General features: G+C 69.9%; 16 protein-coding genes, 2 pseudogenes and 1 riboswitch. Of the genes and pseudogenes, 15 read left to right on the top strand and 3 right to left on the bottom strand.

Going from position 1 to position 17,094, the window contains the following annotated elements:
* The first annotated feature begins 57 nt into the window (after positions 1-57).
* A riboswitch (SAM riboswitch) is annotated at positions 58-166 on the top strand.
* 326 nt (positions 167-492) lie between these two features.
* The 9 genes from ACWDEN_RS01700 (at position 493) to ACWDEN_RS01660 (ending at position 9,223) form a co-directional block, all read left to right on the top strand.
* Complete coding sequence (locus ACWDEN_RS01700; RefSeq protein ID WP_351622301.1) at positions 493-1,473, top strand: amino acid ABC transporter permease; 981 nt, start codon at positions 493-495, stop codon at positions 1,471-1,473.
* On the top strand, positions 1,470-2,267 hold the full coding sequence (locus ACWDEN_RS01695; RefSeq protein ID WP_450856639.1) for an amino acid ABC transporter ATP-binding protein: 798 nt from the start codon (positions 1,470-1,472) through the stop codon (positions 2,265-2,267). Before ACWDEN_RS01700 ends, ACWDEN_RS01695 begins: the two co-directional genes overlap by 4 nt.
* Before the next feature lie 62 nt (positions 2,268-2,329).
* Positions 2,330-3,355, top strand: a complete 1,026-nt coding sequence (locus ACWDEN_RS01690; RefSeq protein WP_351622296.1) for a transporter substrate-binding domain-containing protein — start codon at positions 2,330-2,332, stop codon at positions 3,353-3,355.
* Positions 3,356-3,444: 89 nt separating this feature from the next.
* A complete protein-coding gene (locus ACWDEN_RS01685) occupies positions 3,445-4,170 on the top strand; it encodes a GNAT family N-acetyltransferase (RefSeq protein WP_450856637.1) in 726 nt (241 codons plus the stop codon).
* 26 nt (positions 4,171-4,196) lie between these two features.
* Positions 4,197-4,304: a putative leader peptide gene (locus tag ACWDEN_RS01680; protein ID WP_351622325.1), complete on the top strand. Its 108-nt coding sequence runs from the start codon at positions 4,197-4,199 to the stop codon at positions 4,302-4,304.
* 76 nt (positions 4,305-4,380) lie between these two features.
* Complete coding sequence (locus ACWDEN_RS01675) at positions 4,381-5,598, top strand: LLM class flavin-dependent oxidoreductase (RefSeq protein WP_450856635.1); 1,218 nt, start codon at positions 4,381-4,383, stop codon at positions 5,596-5,598.
* 19 nt (positions 5,599-5,617) lie between these two features.
* Positions 5,618-6,994: an NtaA/DmoA family FMN-dependent monooxygenase gene (locus ACWDEN_RS01670; RefSeq protein WP_450856633.1), complete on the top strand. Its 1,377-nt coding sequence runs from the start codon at positions 5,618-5,620 to the stop codon at positions 6,992-6,994.
* Complete coding sequence (locus ACWDEN_RS01665; RefSeq protein WP_351610905.1) at positions 6,991-8,082, top strand: LLM class flavin-dependent oxidoreductase; 1,092 nt, start codon at positions 6,991-6,993, stop codon at positions 8,080-8,082. The genes ACWDEN_RS01670 and ACWDEN_RS01665 overlap by 4 nt, the downstream gene beginning before the upstream one ends.
* A complete protein-coding gene (locus tag ACWDEN_RS01660) occupies positions 8,075-9,223 on the top strand; it encodes an LLM class flavin-dependent oxidoreductase (protein WP_351610908.1) in 1,149 nt (382 codons plus the stop codon). The genes ACWDEN_RS01665 and ACWDEN_RS01660 overlap by 8 nt, the downstream gene beginning before the upstream one ends.
* 100 nt (positions 9,224-9,323) lie before the next feature.
* Here ACWDEN_RS01660 and ACWDEN_RS01655 read toward each other — a convergent pair.
* Both ACWDEN_RS01655 and ACWDEN_RS01650 read right to left on the bottom strand, forming a co-directional pair.
* A pseudogene (locus tag ACWDEN_RS01655) lies at positions 9,324-9,826 on the bottom strand (AAA family ATPase).
* A gap of 4 nt (positions 9,827-9,830) precedes the next feature.
* Entirely contained in the window at positions 9,831-10,757 is a 927-nt protein-coding gene (locus ACWDEN_RS01650) for a LysR family transcriptional regulator (protein ID WP_351610911.1), read from the bottom strand.
* 137 nt (positions 10,758-10,894) lie between these two features.
* On the opposite strand from ACWDEN_RS01650, the gene ACWDEN_RS01645 reads away from it, so the two are divergent.
* The 6 genes from ACWDEN_RS01645 (at position 10,895) to ACWDEN_RS01620 (ending at position 15,635) form a co-directional block, all read left to right on the top strand.
* The gene (locus ACWDEN_RS01645) at positions 10,895-10,975 is read left to right on the top strand and encodes a putative leader peptide (RefSeq protein WP_351611030.1); all 81 of its coding nucleotides are present in this window, start codon (positions 10,895-10,897) and stop codon (positions 10,973-10,975) included.
* A gap of 175 nt (positions 10,976-11,150) precedes the next feature.
* Positions 11,151-12,287 carry a dimethylsulfone monooxygenase SfnG gene (gene sfnG / locus ACWDEN_RS01640; protein WP_351610914.1) on the top strand — a complete coding sequence of 379 codons (1,137 nt, stop codon included), beginning with the start codon at positions 11,151-11,153 and terminating at the stop codon, positions 12,285-12,287.
* Positions 12,288-12,328: 41 nt separating this feature from the next.
* Positions 12,329-12,886 (top strand): NADPH-dependent FMN reductase, encoded by a 558-nt coding sequence (gene ssuE, locus ACWDEN_RS01635; RefSeq protein WP_351610917.1) that lies wholly within the window; start codon positions 12,329-12,331, stop codon positions 12,884-12,886.
* Positions 12,883-14,079 (top strand): SfnB family sulfur acquisition oxidoreductase, encoded by a 1,197-nt coding sequence (locus ACWDEN_RS01630; RefSeq protein WP_351610920.1) that lies wholly within the window; start codon positions 12,883-12,885, stop codon positions 14,077-14,079. Before ssuE ends, ACWDEN_RS01630 begins: the two co-directional genes overlap by 4 nt.
* A 33-nt stretch (positions 14,080-14,112) precedes the next feature.
* The gene (locus ACWDEN_RS01625) at positions 14,113-15,273 is read left to right on the top strand and encodes an LLM class flavin-dependent oxidoreductase (protein ID WP_351610922.1); all 1,161 of its coding nucleotides are present in this window, start codon (positions 14,113-14,115) and stop codon (positions 15,271-15,273) included.
* Complete coding sequence (locus tag ACWDEN_RS01620) at positions 15,270-15,635, top strand: hypothetical protein (protein WP_351610924.1); 366 nt, start codon at positions 15,270-15,272, stop codon at positions 15,633-15,635. The genes ACWDEN_RS01625 and ACWDEN_RS01620 overlap by 4 nt, the downstream gene beginning before the upstream one ends.
* A 765-nt stretch (positions 15,636-16,400) precedes the next feature.
* Here the strand turns inward: ACWDEN_RS01620 and ACWDEN_RS01615 are convergent.
* A pseudogene (locus tag ACWDEN_RS01615) lies at positions 16,401-17,094 on the bottom strand (hypothetical protein); the annotation flags it as partial.

Here is a 17,094-nt window from a genome sequence, read left to right as displayed (position 1 = left end):
CCTGGTGGACCGGCGTTGACAAATGTTCGGGCCGTTGCCTTAACTACTGCCCAGAACGGTCATGAGCGTCAGCGACAAGCCCTGGCTTGCTGACCGGCAACCCTCCCGCCGCGGTGGGGTGCCCCAGGTGACGACCCGGCCGATGAAGTTTCGGTAAGCGCGAGGCCCCAGGGCCGGAACAGTGACGGTGACACCATGTACGCAGCTCCCAGGACGGCCGCCCGCCGCTCCCCGGGCTGCGTACCGTCGTACGCGAACCTGCTCGTCGCCGATCGTGCCGTCGATCTGCTCCGCGTGAACAGCGCACTGTGTACCGCACCGGGCCGCGCCCGCTGTCGGGGCTGACACCTCCCCGCAGCCCCCGCACTTCCTGACGAACACCGCGCCCGCGGTGTGCCCCCTTGCCCTCCCCGCCCCGGTACCTCGCCGTCGTGTGCGCCGCCGCATGCCGCCGTGCTTCCGGGGTGTGTGCCCACCCAGCCGGAGCCCACCATGAGTGAACCCCCTGGTGCCACCGTCACCCTCGCCGAGGCGCCGACCGTCGACGAACCGTCAAAAGCTCTCACAGCCCAGCGGGTTCTTCCGCTGCGGCGGCCAGGCCGCTGGATCCTCACCGCGGTCGTGCTGGTCCTGGTCGCCCAGTTCGTGCACGGACTGGTCACCAACCCCTTCTACCAGTGGGACCGCTGGAGCTACTGGTTCCTGCGCCCCACCATCCTCGACGGCCTGCTGATCACCCTCGAAGTCACCGCCTACAGCGCGGTGCTGGGCCTTGTCGGCGGCATTGTGCTCGCACTGGGCCGGCTCTCGAAGAGCCCGGTGCTGCGCGCGGTCAGCTGGACCTACGTCTGGGCGCTGCGCTCCATCCCGCTCATCGTGGTGCTGATCTTCCTCTACAACTTCAGCGCTCTGTACAAGACGTTGAGCGTCGGCATCCCCTTCGGCCCGGCCTTCTTCTCCTTCGACGAGTCGAGACTCGCCACCGACATGGTCGTCGCCGTCGTCGGCCTCAGCCTCAACGAGGCCGCCTACGCGGCCGAGGTCGTACGCGGCGGCATCCTCTCCGTCGACCAGGGCCAGCACGAGGCTGCCGCGGCGCTCGGCCTGCCGAAGGGCTACCAGTTCCGGAAGATCGTCTTCCCGCAGGCGCTGCGCTCGATCATCCCGAACTACGTCAACCAGCTCATCGGCCTGATCAAGGGAACCTCGCTGGTCTTCTACGTCTCCCTGCTCGACCTGTTCGGCTCCGCGCAGACCATGGGCGCCACCTACCCCGGAGACATCGTGCCGCTGCTGCTGGTCGTCACCGTCTGGTACCTGATCCTGACCAGCATCGTGTCCGTCATCCAGTTCTACGTCGAGCGGCACTACGCCCGCGGTGCCACCCGCAGCCTGCCGCCGACGCCGCTGCAGAAGCTCCGCACCGGTCTCTCCGGCCTGCGGGCCCGTATCCGCCGGGAGGCCGCCGTATGACCGCCGAGACGCTCGAAGCCCTGGCGGACGTCGAGGCCGCCACCGTCGAGGTCCACGACGTGCACAAGTGGTACGGCACCCACCGGGTACTGGACGGCGTCGACCTGACCGTCCGCCCCGGCGAGGTCACCGTCATCCTGGGCCCCTCCGGCTCCGGCAAGTCCACCCTGCTGCGGGTCATCAACCACCTGGAGAAGCCCGAGATCGGCTACGTCAGCATCAACGGCGAGCTGATCGGCGTGAAGCGGCAGGGCGACCGGCTCAAGGAGCTCAGCGAGCGGGCCATCCTCACCCAGCGCGGCCGGATCGGCTTCGTCTTCCAGAACTTCAACCTGTTCCCGCATCTGACCGTGCTGGACAACGTGGCCGCCGCCCCGGTCGCGACCGGGAAGCTCACCAAGCCCGAAGCCCGGGAACTGGCCCGCGAGTTGCTCGTCCGGGTCGGCCTCGCCGACAAGACCGGCGCCTACCCGCGCCAGCTCTCCGGCGGCCAGCAGCAGCGCGTCGCCATCGCCCGCGCCCTCGCGCTGCGCCCCGGCGTCATCCTCTTCGACGAGCCCACCTCCGCCCTCGATCCCGAACTGGTCGGTGAAGTCCTCGCCGTCATCAAGGACCTGGCGACCAGCGGCACCACCCTCGTCATCGTCACCCACGAGATCGGCTTCGCCCGCGAGATCGCCGACCGGGTCGTCTTCATCGACGGCGGCAAGATCATCGAGCAGGGCCCGCCCTCCGAGGTCCTCGACAAGCCGCGACACGAGAGGACCAGGGACTTCCTCAGCAAGGTCCTCTGACCCTCGCATCCCAAGACCTCCCCCCACGCCACCCTCATCACCTTCAGCGACAAGGAACGGCCATGCCCACCCACTTCACCCGACGCAGCCTGATACGCGGCATCACCGCGGCGACCGCCGTCGCCTCCCTGGCCACCGGGCTCGCCGCCTGCGGTGGCAACAGCGACGCGGCCACCACCACCGAAGCCGCCAAGTCCGGCGAGGTCGTCATCGGACGTGTCTCCAACGGCGCCGCCACCCAGACCACCATCAAGGTCTCCGAGGTCAAGTCCATCAGCGCCGAACTGCCCGCCGCCGTCAAGAAGAGCGGCAAGCTGGAGATCGGCATCGGTGCCCTGCCCGCCGGGTTCCCGCCGCTGGCGTACGTCGGCAACGACCAGAAGACCCTCACCGGCTCCGAGCCCGACCTCGGCCGCCTGGTCGCCGCGGTGTTCGGGCTCAAGGCCGAGGTCAAGAACTCCACCTGGGAGAACCTCTTCGTCGGCATCGACAGCGGCAAGGTCGACGTGGCCTTCTCCAACGTCACCGACACCGAGGAGCGCAAGAAGAAGTACGAGTTCGCCTCCTACCGGCAGGACAACCTCGCCTTCCTCGTGCCGAAGAAGAGCACCTGGAACTTCGACGGCAACTACGAGAACCTCGCCGGCAAGACGATCGCCGTCGGCTCCGGCACCAACCAGGAGAAGATCCTCCTGGAGTGGAAGGACAAGCTGGCCAAGGAGGGCAAGAAGCTCACCGTCAAGTACTTCCAGGACAGCCCCAGCACCTACCTCGCCCTGAACAGCGGCAAGATCGACGCCTCCTTCGGTCCCAACCCCGGCTTCGCGTATCACAACCGTCAGGTGGCCAACACGCCCAACGCCACCCGTACAGCGGGCATCTACTCCGGCGCGGGCGCGAGCCTGCAGGGCCTGATCGCGGCAACGGCGAAGAGGGACAGCGGACTCGCCAAGCCACTGGCCGACGCGATCAACTACCTGATCAAGAACGGTCAGTACGCCGAGTGGCTCAAGGCGTACAACCTCTCCAACGAGGCCGTCGCCAAGTCCGAGGTGAACCCGCCGGGCCTGCCGCTCGACAACTCCTGACCAGTGCGTGCCGGGGACTCCACCGCCGCCCCGCGATGGAGTCCCCTCGCGCCGGACACCCCGAGCCGCACCCCGGAGACCGCCACACCATGTCCGTCACCACCCTCGACGCCAGTTCCTCGCACATCCTGGACAACCCCGCCTGGGCCGCGCTCACCGGCCCCCACGCCCACTTCGCCGAACGAATCGGCAACGCTGCCCGCTATCACCGGGACGTGGCTCCCTTCTACGCCGTCTCCGACGAGGACGACCCGCGCGCCTGGGCCGACCTTGCCGCGCTCGTCGGCCCCGGCGGCACCGCCTCGGTGCGGGGCGTCACCGAGGCACCGGAGGGCTGGGAGGTGGTCGGCACCGGTCACGGCGTCCAGCTCGTGGACACCGGCCTGCGGGCGGAGCCCGACCCCGAGGCCGTACGGCTCGGCCCCGACGACGTGCCCGAGATCCTCGGCCTGGTCGCCCGCACCGAACCCGGGCCCTATCTGCCCCGCACCGTCGAGATGGGCACCTACCTGGGCATCCGCCACCGCGGCCGCCTGATCGCCTTGGCCGGCGAACGCCTCCATCCACCCGGCTGGACCGAGATCAGCGCCGTGTGCACCGACCCGGCGTATCGCGGCCGGGGTCTGGCCACCCGCCTGGTCCGCGCGGTCGCGGCCGGCATCAAGGAGCGCGGCGAGCGGCCCTTCATGCACGCCAAGGCCGACAACGCGAACGCGATCCGGCTGTACGAGTCGATCGGCTTCACCCTGCGCCGCCGTACGGTCTTCTCGCTCGTACGGCGGACCGAAGCCGCCGTCCTGGAAGAAACGGCATAGCTGTGCCGTTGTCCTTGTCGAAGGCGATGATGTGGAGGTGGGCCGCGATGACACGTGTACCGCGTGCCGTGTGCCTCCACAGCCGGCCCCACATCGACCTCCAGCGCGTGGCCGGCTCCCTCTGTAGCTCCTGACCCCGTTTCCCCAGCGCCGTGCGCCCCGCTTCCCGCGGGCCGGTGATCTCGTACGGACCTCCAGGAAGGCACCCTCGTGGCCTCAACTCCCTCATCCCACCTGCACCTTGCCGTCGCCCTTGAGGGCACCGGCTGGCACCCCGCCTCCTGGCGCGAGCAAGTCGCCCGGCCCCGGGAGCTGTTCACCGCCGGATACTGGGCCGACCTGGTCGCCGAGGCCGAGCGCGGCCTGCTCGACTTCGTCACCCTCGAGGACGGCCTCGGCCTGCAGTCCTCGCACTACGGCGAGTTGGACGGCCGCACCGACCAGGTCCGCGGCCGACTCGACGCCGTACTGATCGCCTCCCGCATCGCTCCCCTCACCCGGCACATCGGCCTGGTGCCGACGGTGATCGCCACCCACACGGAGCCCTTCCACATCTCCAAGGCCATCGCCACCCTCGACTACGTCAGCACCGGCCGTGCGGGCCTCCGGGTGCAGATCTCCGCCCGCCCGCACGAGGCCGACCATTTCGGCCGCCGCACTTTCCCGCCGATCAACCTCGAGGAGTTGCAGACGCCGGCCGGACAGGAGCGCCTCACCGATCTGTTCGACGAGGCCGCCGACTACATCGAGGTGGTGCGTCGGCTCTGGGACAGCTGGGAGGACGACGCCGAGATCCGCGACGTCGCCACCGGCCGCTTCGTCGACCGCGACAAGCTGCACTACATCGACTTCGAGGGCAAGCACTTCAGCGTCAAGGGCCCGTCCATCACCCCGCGCCCGCCGCAGGGCCAGCCGCTGGTCACCTCCCTCGCCCACCAGACCGTCCCGTACCGGCTGGTCGCCCAGCAAGCCGACGTCGGCTACGTCACCCCGCACCATACCGACCAGGCCCGCGCGATCGTCGCCGAGATCCGTGCCGAGCAGGCGGCGGCCGGGCGTTCCGACGAACTCCTGCACATTTTCGGTGACTTGCTGGTCTTCCTCGACGACGACCAGGGCGCCGCCGAGGACCGACGCGCACGGCTCGACGTCCTCGCGGGCGAGCCGTACACGAGCGACGCGCGCATCTTCACCGGTACGTCCGCCCAACTCGCCGACCTGCTCCAAGAGTTGGCGGAGGCGGGCCTGAGCGGCTTCCGACTGCGCCCCGCGGTCGCGGGCCGCGACCTGCCCGCCATCGTCAACGGCCTGGTCCCCGAACTCCAGCGCCGGGGCGCCTTCCGCACCGCCTACGAAGCCGACACCCTGCGCGGCCTGCTGGGCCTGCCCCGCCCCGCCAACCGCTACGCCGCAGCCGCCACGGCCTGAGCCGAAGGACCACACCACCATGAGCAAGCCGCTGAAGCAGATCCATCTGGCCGCGCACTTCCCCGGCGTCAACAACACCACCGTGTGGAGCGACCCGGCCGCCGGCAGCCACATCGAGTTCAGCTCCTTCGTGCACTTCGCGCGGACGGCCGAACGCGCCAAGTTCGACTTCCTGTTCCTCGCCGAGGGGCTCAGGCTGCGCGAACAGGGCGGAAAGATCTACGACCTGGACGTCGTCGGCCGCCCCGACACCTTCACCGTGCTGGCCGCACTGGCCGCCGTCACCGACCGGCTCGGCCTGACCGGCACCATCAACTCCACCTTCAACGAGCCCTACGAGGTGGCCCGCCAGTTCGCCAGCCTCGACCACCTCTCCGGCGGCCGCTCCGCGTGGAACGTGGTCACCTCCTGGGACGCCTTCACCGGCGAGAACTTCCGCCGCGGCGGCTTCCTGCCGCAGGAGGAGCGCTACTCGCGCGCCAAGGAGTTCCTGGCTACGGCGAACGAGCTCTTCGACTCCTGGCACGGCGAGGAGATCGTCGCCGACCAGGCGACCGGCGTCTTCCTGCGCGACGCGAAGGCCGGCTCCTTCGTCCACAGCGGCCAGCACTTCGACATCCACGGGCAGTTCAACGTCCCGCGCTCCCCGCAGGGACGCCCGGTGATCTTCCAGGCCGGTGACTCCGACGAGGGCCGCGAGTTCGCCGCCTCCAGCGCCGACGCCATCTTCAGCCGGTACGCCACCCTGGAGGGCGGCCGGGCCTTCTACACGGACGTCAAGAACCGCCTCGCCAAGTACGGCCGCCGCCACGACGAACTGCTCATCCTGCCCGCCGCGAGCTTCGTCCTCGCCGACACGGACGAAGAGGCCGGAGAACTGGCCAAGGAGGTGCGCCGACAGCAGGTCAGCGGCGCCACCGCCCTCAAGCACCTGGAGTTCGTCTGGAACCGGGACCTGTCCTCCTACGACCCTGAGGGCCCGCTGCCCGACATCGACCCCGACGTCAGCGACGACCACATCTCCAAGGGCCGCGCCCAGGTGCGCATGTACCGCGACCCGCTGGCCACCGCCCGCGAGTGGCGCGAGCTGGCCGCCGCCAACAACTGGTCCATCCGCGACCTCGTCATCGAGACCGGCAACCGGCAGAACTTCATCGGCTCCCCGGCGACCGTCGCCCGGACCATCAACGAGTACGTCCAGGCGGACGCGAGTGACGGCTTCATCCTCGTCCCGCACATCACCCCCACCGGCCTGGACGACTTCGCCGACAAGGTCGTGCCGCTCCTACAGGAACAGGGCGTCTTCCGCACCGACTACGAGGGCCCTACCCTCCGCCACCACCTCGGCCTCGCCCACCCTGACGACACGCGGGGCGAGGAGCGGGTGGCATCGTGAAATTCCTCGCCATCACACTCATCGTGCACCGCCCGGATCCCATCACCGGGGTACAGAAGCCGACCCACGACCGCTTCCGCGAGGTCCTCGACAACGCGCTGCTCGCCGAGGAGCTGGGCTTCGACGGCTTCGGCGTGGGGGAGCGCCACGAGCGGCCGTTCATCTCCTCCTCACCGACCGTCGTACTCAGCCATGTGGCCGCCCTGACGAAGCGGATCCGCCTGTTCACGGCCGTCACGACGCTCAGCCTGCTGGACCCGGTCCGGGCGTACGAGGACTACGCCACCCTCGACCACCTGTCCAACGGGCGCCTCGACCTGATCATCGGCAAGGGCAACGGCGCCGCTCAGCGCGACCTGTTCCACGTCACGCCCGAGGACCAGTGGGACCGCAACGCCGAGAGTTACGAGGTCTTCCGGAAGATCTGGCGCCAGGACAAGGTCACCGCCGACACCCGCTTCCGTCCCTCGCTGACGGACGCCGAGGTGTGGCCGCGGCCGTATCAGCAGCCGGTCCGGGTCTGGCACGGCAGCGCGACCAGCAAGGAGTCGGTCGACCTGGCCGCCCGCTACGGCGACCCGCTCTTCTCGGCGAACGTCACCAACCACATAGAGCCGTATGCCGAGTTGATCCGCCACTACCGCGAGCGGTGGGAGCACTACGGCCACGACCCGGCGCAGATCACCGTCGGCGCGGGCACGGCGGGCATCTACGTCGCCCCCACCTCGCAGGAGGCGATGGCCGCGTACCGGCCGGTCTTCGAGTCCAATCTGGCGTTCTTCAAGAAGGGCGGCCTGCCGGTCGTCTTCGAGACCCTGGAGGACTTCGTCGAACGCAGCTCCGCTCTGATCGGCAGCCCGCAACAGGTCATCGACAAGGTGCACCGCTACCACGAACAGTTCGGGCACACCGTGCTCCACCTGCACGCCGACGCGAGCGGGCTGACGGAGTCCCAGCACCGTGCCTCCCTCGAGCTGTTCCAGTCCAAGGTCGCCCCCGTGCTGCGCCGCGAGATCCCGGACCCGCCGTTCGTGTGGGGACCCGTGCTTCCGGCGCCACCGCTCACCCAGGAGTCCGTCCATGTCTGATATTGCCCTCGGCGTTCTCGACCTGGTCCCGATCCCCTCCGGCTCGACGGCAGCCGATGCCCTGCGCAACTCCATCGACCTCGCACAGCAGGCCGAGCGCTTCGGATATGCCCGCTACTGGTTCGCCGAGCACCACCTCAATCCGGGCGTGGCCGGCACGTCCCCCGCAGTCGTCCTGGCCCTGACCGCATCCGCCACCTCCACCATCCGGCTCGGTTCCGGGGCCGTGCAGCTCGGGCACCGCACGGCGCTGTCCACCGTGGAGGAGTTCGGCCTGCTCGACGCGCTGCACCCGGGCCGGTTCGACCTGGGCCTGGGCCGCTCGGGCGGCCGCCCGCCGGGACAGCCGGCCGCACCGTTGCCGACGGCGACCCCGGTCGTCGACGGCCGCACCCCGAACGGCCTGTTGATCCCGCCCCGCTTCTCCTTCGAGCATCTGCTCGGGTCACCCCGCATCGCGCTGCAGCGCAGGCTGCTTCTCCTGCCGGGCGCCGAGTCACAGGACTACGCCGAGCAGATCGACGACATCCTCGCCCTGCTCGCCGGCACCTACCGCTCCCCGGAGGGCGTCGAGGCGCACGTCGTGCCGGGGGAGGGCGCCGACGTGGAGGTGTGGATCCTGGGCAGCAGCGGTGGTCAGAGCGCCGCTGTCGCGGGCCGCAACGGTCTGCGGTTCGCGGCGAACTACCACGTCAGCCCGGCCACGGTCCTGGAGGCGGTGGAGGGTTACCGGTCCTTCTTCCAGCCTTCCGAGTTCCTCGACAAGCCGTACGTCAGCGTCTCGGCGGACGTCGTCGTCGCCGAGGACGACGCCACCGCCCGCGCACTCGCCACCGGCTACGGCCCGTGGGTCCGCAGCATCCGCACCGCCGAGGGCGCCATCGAGTACCCGACGCCGGAGGAAGCGCGCGCCCACCCATGGACCGACGAGGACCGGGCCCTCGTCCAGGACCGCCTGGACACCCAGTTCGTCGGCTCACCAGGCCGGGTGGCCGACCAGTTGGAACAGCTCCAGGAGGCCACGGGCGCCGACGAGTTGCTCATCACGACCATCACCCACGACCACACGGACCGGGTCCGTTCGTACGAACTGTTCGCGGAGGAATGGCGCCGACGGGGTCACTCCTTCCAGTCGGGCTGATGTTCGGGAGGACTTCAGTCCCCACATCGAGGTGCTTGAACCGATGGACAAACATGACGACTTGGCCGAGCCTGGCGCTTGCACAGTCGCCCGGTACCGATCAGCCCGATGCCAGTGCGCGGAGGAGAAGAGCCAGTGACTGTTGCGGGCTCTGTCCCGTGGTGTCGACGACGACGCGCTCGCGGTACCACGGCTCGTACTCCCGGTCGACGACCTGCTGCCGGTCCGGCAGCGGCAGATCTGGAATGTCGGCCGACCGCGAGGTCACGCGGCGCCGGTGCTCCGCCGTATCCGAGCACACCACCTCCACCTCGACGACACGCACCCCGCCCTGACGGCCGTGTCCCGCCAGGCGTCACGCGTCACACTCAGCGGATTGACCGATTCCGCGATCACGGTCAGCCCCTGCCGCAGATGTTCCTCGGCCAGGGCATATCCGACGGTGTAGCCCACGGGACCAACCGGGTGCCGGGCCGCCCCGGAGCGGACGATCGCCTGCTCGATGGTGTCGACCCTCAGATGGACCGCACCGATCCGGGCCGCCAGGAGACGGGCGAGCGTGGTCTTGCCGGTGCACGGGCGGCCACCCATGACGATGAGCACAGGATCATCCCTCCGTCAGCCGCCGCGAAGAAGCGCCGCACGCCTGGGCGTTGCGCACGAAGAGCTCGTGCAGGTCGCGGACCGCCCGCGGAACGGAGCCGGAATGGCGGCGCTGCAGTACCAGCAGTACGTCGGTCGCATCTCCCGCGAGCGGCCGCACAGTGATCGCGCCCCGTCGCTCCAGCGGGTCGCCGACGACGCTGAAGTCCGGCAGCACCGTGGCCCCCAGCCCCTCGGCCACCATCAGTTTGCCCATCTCCGCGCCGTCGGTGGAGTACGAGAAGGACGGAGTCCGGCCGCGGAGCAGCCGGTGCACGAAACGGTGCATCACATAGCCGGATCGCATCACGACCAGCGGCTCGGCCAGGAGACTGTCCGCGTCCACCGCATCAAGGGCCGCCAGCGGACTGTCCGGACGCACGCACACCACCGGCCGGCCGCAGAGCAACTCCGTCGTCTCGAAGCCGGGCGGAATGTCGTCGCCCCGGAGGTAGTTCACCAGTCCCAGGTCGAAGGCGCCCTCCAACAGGCCGCGGTGGATGTCGGCCTGCTGCGCGCCGACCAACTCCACCTGGGTGACCGGGTGCGAGGCCCGGAACTCGCGCACGGTCGGGATGACCAGCGGCACGGTAGCCGTGTTCACCGTGCCGAGCCGGACCATGCGGCTGATGCGGTACTGGTCGCCGGCCGCGCCGCGCAGCCGGTCGACCGCGTCCAGCACGCTCATGATGTGCGGCAGCAGCTCGCGTCCCTCGTCGCTGATCTTCGCCCCGGACCGCTTGCGCTCCAGCAGGTCCACGCCGAGCTCGCGCTCCAGATTGCGTACGGTCTCGCTGAGCGCCGGCTGGGACAGGTGCAGTTCCTCGGCGGCGCGCCGCAGCGAACCGAGCCGTGTGACGGCAGCGATGTATTCGAGCTGTTCGATACGCACGAACAGGAGGCTGCGCCCTCCCGGGACCGGGTTCAAGGGAATCCCTGTCACAACCTCGTGAATACCGACTCTCACCATGTGGAATCACATCCGGGCATTCTTGACCGGCCGGACTCCCTCCTGGTTCGATCGGTGGCATGAAGCGACAGGACCTCACGCGGCGACTCCACGTCGACCTTGCGCGTGTTTCCAGCGCCTTCTGTCGCTGTCGGGTCTGAGCGCACCCGAGGGAAACCCTCCCACCCGCTCCCTCTGTGACTTCCTTCCGTGAATTCCGGTCCCGGCTCATTTCCGTCGTGACGACGGCTTTCCCGGAAACCCCGCTCCAGCGTGCCTGAATTCCGCGGAGCTCATTCGTCCTGCCCGCGCAGCATTCTCCTGCCAGGAGTTCCCATGCCCGCATCCTCCGCATACCCCGGATCCGATCCCGTCCGCTTCGCCTACTGGGTGCCGAACGTCAGTGGCGGTCTGGTCACCAGCACCGTCGAGCAGCGCACCGACTGGGGCTACGACTACAACCGCGAACTCGCCGTCCTCGCCGAGAACAACGGCTTCGACTACGCGCTCAGCCAGGTCCGTTACATGGCCAGCTATGGCGCCGAGTACCAGCACGAGTCCACCAGCTTCAGCCTCGCCCTGCTGCTCGCCACCCAGCGGCTGAAGGTCATCGCCGCCGTCCACCCCGGCCTGTGGCACCCGGGCGTCCTCGCCAAGCTCGGCGCCACCGCCGACCACCTGTCGAACGGCCGCTTCGCCGTCAATGTCGTCAGCGGCTGGTTCAAGGGCGAGTTCACCGCGCTGGGCGAGCCCTGGCTGGAGCACGACGAACGCTACCGGCGCTCCGAGGAGTTCATCCGTGCCCTGCGGAAGATCTGGACCGAGGACCACGCCGAGCTCGCCGGTGACTTCTACCGGTTGCGCGACTTCTCCCTCAAGCCCAAGCCGCTGAACACCCCCGAGCGTCCGCACCCGGAGATCTTCCAGGGCGGCAACTCCACCGCCGCGCGCGCCATGGCCGGCCGCGTCTCCGACTGGTACTTCTCCAACGGCAAGGACTTCGACGGCGTCACCGAGCAGATCAATGACGTTCGTGCCTCAGCCGTCCAAGCGGGCCGTACGGCACCGAAGTTCGGCCTCAACGGGTTCCTCATCGCCCGCGACACCGAGGCCGAGGCCCGCGAGACGCTCCGTGAGATCGTCGCCAAGGCCGACACGCAGGCCGTGCACGGCTTCCGCGACGCCGTCCAGCAAGCCGGTCCGTCCACCGGCGACGGCAAGGGCATGTGGCAGGACTCGACGTTCGAGGACCTCGTCCAGTACAACGACGGCTTCCGCACCGGCCTGATCGGCACCCCCGAGCAGATCGCCGAACGGATCGTCGCCTACAAGCGGCTCGGCGTCGACCTCTTCCTCCTCGGCTTCCTGCACTACCTGGAGGAGGTCGAGTACTTCGGCAAGCGGGTGCTGCCCCTGGTGCGCGAACTGGAGGCACAGGAAGCCGCGTCCGAGCCCGCCGCCGCCCACGCCTGACCGCGGCCCGCACACGAAACGACGAACCGAAAGGTCCTCCCATGGCCACTGTCCTGTCCGTCTCCGGAAGCCCCTCCGCCACCTCCCGCACCGCTCGGCTGCTGCGCCACCTGGACGAGCGGCTCATCGCGCAGGGGCACGAGGTGATTGCGCTGGACGTTCGTACCCTGCCTGCCGAGGCGCTGCTCGGGGCCGACTTCGCTCACCCGGCGATCGTCCGGGCCACCGCCCTGTTCGAGCAGGCGGACGGGGTGGTGATCGGTACCCCCGTCTACAAGGCCGCCTACTCCGGACTGCTGAAGTCCCTGCTCGACCTGCTCCCGCAGTACGCCCTGGCGGGCAAGACGGTCCTCCCGCTGGCCACCGGCGGCACCACCGCCCACGTCCTGGCCATCGACTACGCCCTGCGCCCGGTGCTGGCCTCCATGGGGCCTGCGCACATCACGCCGGGCTGGTTCACGCTCGACAAGGACATCACGGTGGGCGAGGACGGCACGCTGACCGTCGCGCCGGGATCGGCCGAGGCTCTGGCGCAGCTCACGGACCAGTTCTCGTCCGCGCTGGGCGGGCGGACGACACTGCTGGCGGCCGCCGGATGAGCGCCGCGCACGTCATCGCGGACGACGCCGAGGCCCTTGCCGTGGCCGCGGAGCTGGCCGCGGACTTCCGCAAGGGCGCCGCCGAGCGGGACGCGCGGCGCAGGCTCCCGCACATGGAGCTGGAGCGGCTGTCCGCCTCCGGGCTGCTCGCCGTGACCGTGCCCGCCCGGTTCGGCGGCGCGGACATCCGTGCGGACACGCTCGCCGAGATCTTCCGAGTGCTGGCCGCCGCCGATGCCAGCCTGGCCCAGATCCCGCAGAGCCACTTCGTGTACGTCAACGTGCTGCGCCGGCAGGGGACCGACGAGCAGCAGGAGTTCTTCTTCGGCGAGGTACTGGCCGGCAAGCGGTTCGGCAACGCCCAGTCCGAGGCGGGCACCCAGCACGTCCAGGACATCCGCACCCGCCTCGCCCGGCTCCCGGACGGGTCGTACGTCCTCGACGGCGTCAAGCACTACTCCACCGGCGCGCTGTTCGCCCACTGGATCCCCGTCCTCGCCCGCACCGAGGACGACACCCTGCACGTGGCGTACGTCCCGCGCGACGCGCCCGGCCTCACGGTCGTGGACGACTGGGACGGCATGGGACAGCGCACCACCGCCAGCGGAACCGTCCGCCTGGAGTCGGTGCCCGTGCCCGCCGACCGGGTCGTGCCGCACCACCTCACCTTCCAGGGGCCCCAACTCCACGGTGCGGTGGCTCAGTTGCTGCATGCGGCCATCGACGCCGGGATCGCCTCCGGGGCGCTGGCCGAGGCGGTGGAGTTCGTCCGTACGAAGAGCCGCCCCTGGTTCGAGAGCGCCGCCGAGGGGCACGCGACCGCCGCGGAGGATCCGCTGCTGATCCAGCGGTTCGGCGAACTGGCGATCAGAGAACGGGCTGCCGAAGCGTTGCTTCGCGAGGCCGCCCGCGCGGTCGACGACGCCCGCGCCGACCTGACCGACGACTCGGCCGCCGAGGCCTCGATCGCGGTGGCCACCGCAAAAGTGACGGCGGCCGAGGCGGCCGTGGAGGTCGCAAGCGCCCTCTTCGAGGTCTCCGGCACCCGCTCGGCCCTCGACTCCCTGGGACTGCACCGCCATTGGCGCGACGCGCGCACCCACACCTTGCACGACCCGGCCCGCTGGAAGGTCCAGCACATCGGCCGTTACGTGCTCAACGGCACCAAGCCGCCCCGGCACGGCCTCCTCTGACGAACGCTGACGAACACCGATCGGAGCCCCCACGTGTCCCTCACCTTCCACTGGTTCCTGCCCACCAACGGCGACAGCCGCCACGTCGTCGGCGGCGGCCACGGCACCCCCGCCACGCAGTCCGGGCGCGACCGGCCGCCGACGGTCGCCTACCTGAGCCAGATCGCCCGAGCCGCCGAGGACCTCGGCTTCGTCGGAGCTCTCACGCCGACCGGCGCGTGGTGCGAGGACGCGTGGCTGACCACCGCCATGGTCAGCCAGAACACCGAGCGCCTGAAGTTCCTCGTCGCCTTCCGCCCCGGCTTCGTCTCGCCGACGCTCGCGGCGCAGATGGCCTCCACCTTCCAGCGGCAGACCGGCGGACGGCTCCTGCTCAACGTCGTCACCGGCGGCGAAAGCCACGAGCAGCGGGCCTACGGGGACTTCCTGGACAAGGACGCGCGGTACCGCCGTACCGGCGAATTCCTGGAAATCGTCCGGGGGTTGTGGGAGGGCAAGACCGTCGACCTCGCCGGCGAGCACCTCCAGGTCGAGGACGCCCGCCTGGCCCGGGTGCCCGACCCGGTGCCCGAGGTGTACTTCGGGGGCTCCTCGCCGATCGCCGGAGAAGTTGCCGCCAGGCATGTCGACGTCTACCTCACCTGGGGTGAGCCGCCCGCCGCCGTCGCGCAGAAGGTCGCCTGGATCAGGGCGCTGGCCGCGAAGGAGGGTCGCAGCGTCCGCTTCGGAATCCGGTTGCACGTCATCACCCGCGACACCTCCGAGCAGGCCTGGGCCGAGGCGGAGCGGCTGCTGGCGGGCTTCGATGCGGAGACTGTGCGGCAGGTTCAGGCCGGGCTCGCCCGCAGCGAGTCGGAGGGACAGCAGCGGATGCTGGCCCTGCATGGGGGTGGGAGCCGGGACGGGCTGGAGATCCATCCCAACCTGTGGGCGGGCATCGGTCTGGTGCGGGGTGGGGCGGGGACCGCCCTGGTCGGCAGCCACACCGAGGTTGCCGAGCGGATCAAGGAGTACGCCGCGTCGGGGATCGAGGAGTTCATCTTCTCCGGGTATCCGCATCTGGAGGAGGCGTACTGGTTGGGCGAGGGCGTGCTGCCGAAGCTTCAGGCGCAGGGTCTGTGGCGGCACCCGTACGGGCAGCAGGTGGCCCCCGCCGCCCAGGTCCCCTTCGCCGGTGCCGGGAGCGCGCGATGACCCATGTGATCGCCGACGACACCGGCCCCGCTCCCACGGAGGCGCCGAGGTTCGACGGCTTCGACCTCGCCTACGTCACCACCCCTGGCTCCTTCGCCGACTTCGTCGACCTCGTCGTCCCGGAACTGGGCAGCCGCGGCAGGATCGCGGCCCCGTCCGGCGGCGCCACGCTTCGCGAACGCCTCCACAGCGCGGCCGGCAGCTCCCGGATCAGGGACGATCACCCGGCCGCCCGCCATCGTGAACTCGCCATCCGGAAGCGTGAATCAGCCGGCACACAGCAGCCTTCCTGGTTTTCCTATCGAATTATTAGGCCCGCACTCCGGGCTCGTACCGACGCCAGGTGTGCCTCGTACTCATGACGCAGCCACTCGGACGATCTTCGGTTCGGACCGCAGATCGGCGGTGCGCTCGGGCATCGCCCTGATCGCCACTTCGTCCTGGCTCAGCGAAACCGCCACACGCTCGTCGCGCGGAGCAGCGACGCTCGTGCGGACGTCCATCGGTCCGGATGCACTCTGGTCGAGTACACCTTTGGCGGCGGGTCATCGAGGAGTAGGTCGATCGCTTTCGCCGGGGAGGAAGGGCTGACAGGGGGCAGGCTCCGGCTGTTCCGCATTTCGTCGACATGCCGGTGGGTCGATGGCCATATCTGATCGGTGAGTACGCAGCGCGGCTGGGCGCCCGGTACCCGTCAACCGCCCTGCTCGATGCTCTTGCGTTGCCCATGCCAAGCCTCTATAACGTGTCCTGCAGGTATCGGCGGGGATGGCCGGAAATGGCAGTTGCCGCCGACCAGGGGGGATCCTCGGCTCCGTCGCGATCGGCATCAATGCCCGCAGACCGACGGAGACCGAACCATGACCGACGACGCATATCGTGCTGCCCTGACCCGTCTGGCCGTCGACCCGGCCTTCCGTGCCGAGCTCGACGGCGACACCGACGAGGTGGCGCGAAGACTCGGCCTGTCGCCCGCGCAGGTCGCCGAACTCCGTTCCCTCCGCGTAGAGTCCGGCAGCGACGGGGGACCGGCCGCTCTCGATCCTCGGCTGTCCAAGTCGTCCCTGTTTTTCGGAAGCGCGGCGCATGCGCTGGCGCACCACGGCGTCCCGGTCGACCACGCCGTATCAACCGACCACGACGTCCCGGCGGACCAGGTCTCCCGCGACCACGACGCCGGGGGCCCGGCCTCCGCCGGCCACTCGTCGGAGCTGCCGGATCCCGCCGCGGGTCAGGAGGGCGTCGGCGATGTCGACGTGGCGTCGACCGGCTCCCACAGTCTGCTCGGCGGCCCGCTGCTGGACCGGTCGCCCGTCGAATCGGCCGGTGGGCAGGGACAGTTCGGAGAGTTCGGCGGCTTCGGCGGTTTTGACGAGCACGGGAACGCGGGTACGGGCGCGGACCTCGGCGGGCTCGGTGGGCAGGTCGGCGGGGGTGCCGAAGGGGGGTTCGGTGACTTCGGCGCCGGGGGCGACGGCGGGTTCGGCGGAGCCGAGGGAGGCTTCGGCGGGTTCGGCGGCGGTGCCGACGGTGGCTTGGGTGACGGGGGGCTGGGCGCTGGTGGGTTCGGCGATGGTGGGTTCGGTGGCGGCGGTCTCGGTGACGGTGGGTTCGGTGATCTCGGTGGCCATGGCGGCTTCGGCGGTGCCGGTGGGGACGGCGGCTTCGGCGGTGTAGGCGGTGAAGGCGGCAGTGACGTCGGCCACTTCGGTCACGGGGGCATCTACGACCGCGACGGCGGCGATGGCGGCGGTGACAGCGGTGGCGGTGGTGGTGAGGGTGGTGGTGACCCGGAGAACACCGATCGTCCCAGTGGTGGCG

Source organism: Streptomyces sp. NPDC001153 (assembly GCF_053598315.1).
The sequence above is the reverse complement of the archived record's forward strand: the minus strand, read 5'-3'. Positions and strand labels throughout refer to the sequence as shown.

What these genes read in the sequence shown, in the direction of transcription:
- sfnG (WP_351610914.1), top strand. Translation starts at nt 11,151, where the DNA reads ATGCCCGCATCCTCCGCATACCCCGGATCCGATCCCGTCCGCTTCGCC.
- ssuE (WP_351610917.1), top strand. Translation starts at nt 12,329, where the DNA reads ATGGCCACTGTCCTGTCCGTCTCCGGAAGCCCCTCCGCCACCTCCCGC.
- ACWDEN_RS01690 (WP_351622296.1), top strand. Translation starts at nt 2,330, where the DNA reads ATGCCCACCCACTTCACCCGACGCAGCCTGATACGCGGCATCACCGCG.
- ACWDEN_RS01645 (WP_351611030.1), top strand. Translation starts at nt 10,895, where the DNA reads ATGAAGCGACAGGACCTCACGCGGCGACTCCACGTCGACCTTGCGCGT.
- ACWDEN_RS01680 (WP_351622325.1), top strand. Translation starts at nt 4,197, where the DNA reads ATGATGTGGAGGTGGGCCGCGATGACACGTGTACCGCGTGCCGTGTGC.
- ACWDEN_RS01660 (WP_351610908.1), top strand. Translation starts at nt 8,075, where the DNA reads ATGTCTGATATTGCCCTCGGCGTTCTCGACCTGGTCCCGATCCCCTCC.
- ACWDEN_RS01695 (WP_450856639.1), top strand. Translation starts at nt 1,470, where the DNA reads ATGACCGCCGAGACGCTCGAAGCCCTGGCGGACGTCGAGGCCGCCACC.
- ACWDEN_RS01700 (WP_351622301.1), top strand. Translation starts at nt 493, where the DNA reads ATGAGTGAACCCCCTGGTGCCACCGTCACCCTCGCCGAGGCGCCGACC.
- ACWDEN_RS01620 (WP_351610924.1), top strand. Translation starts at nt 15,270, where the DNA reads ATGACCCATGTGATCGCCGACGACACCGGCCCCGCTCCCACGGAGGCG.
- ACWDEN_RS01630 (WP_351610920.1), top strand. Translation starts at nt 12,883, where the DNA reads ATGAGCGCCGCGCACGTCATCGCGGACGACGCCGAGGCCCTTGCCGTG.
- ACWDEN_RS01685 (WP_450856637.1), top strand. Translation starts at nt 3,445, where the DNA reads ATGTCCGTCACCACCCTCGACGCCAGTTCCTCGCACATCCTGGACAAC.
- ACWDEN_RS01670 (WP_450856633.1), top strand. Translation starts at nt 5,618, where the DNA reads ATGAGCAAGCCGCTGAAGCAGATCCATCTGGCCGCGCACTTCCCCGGC.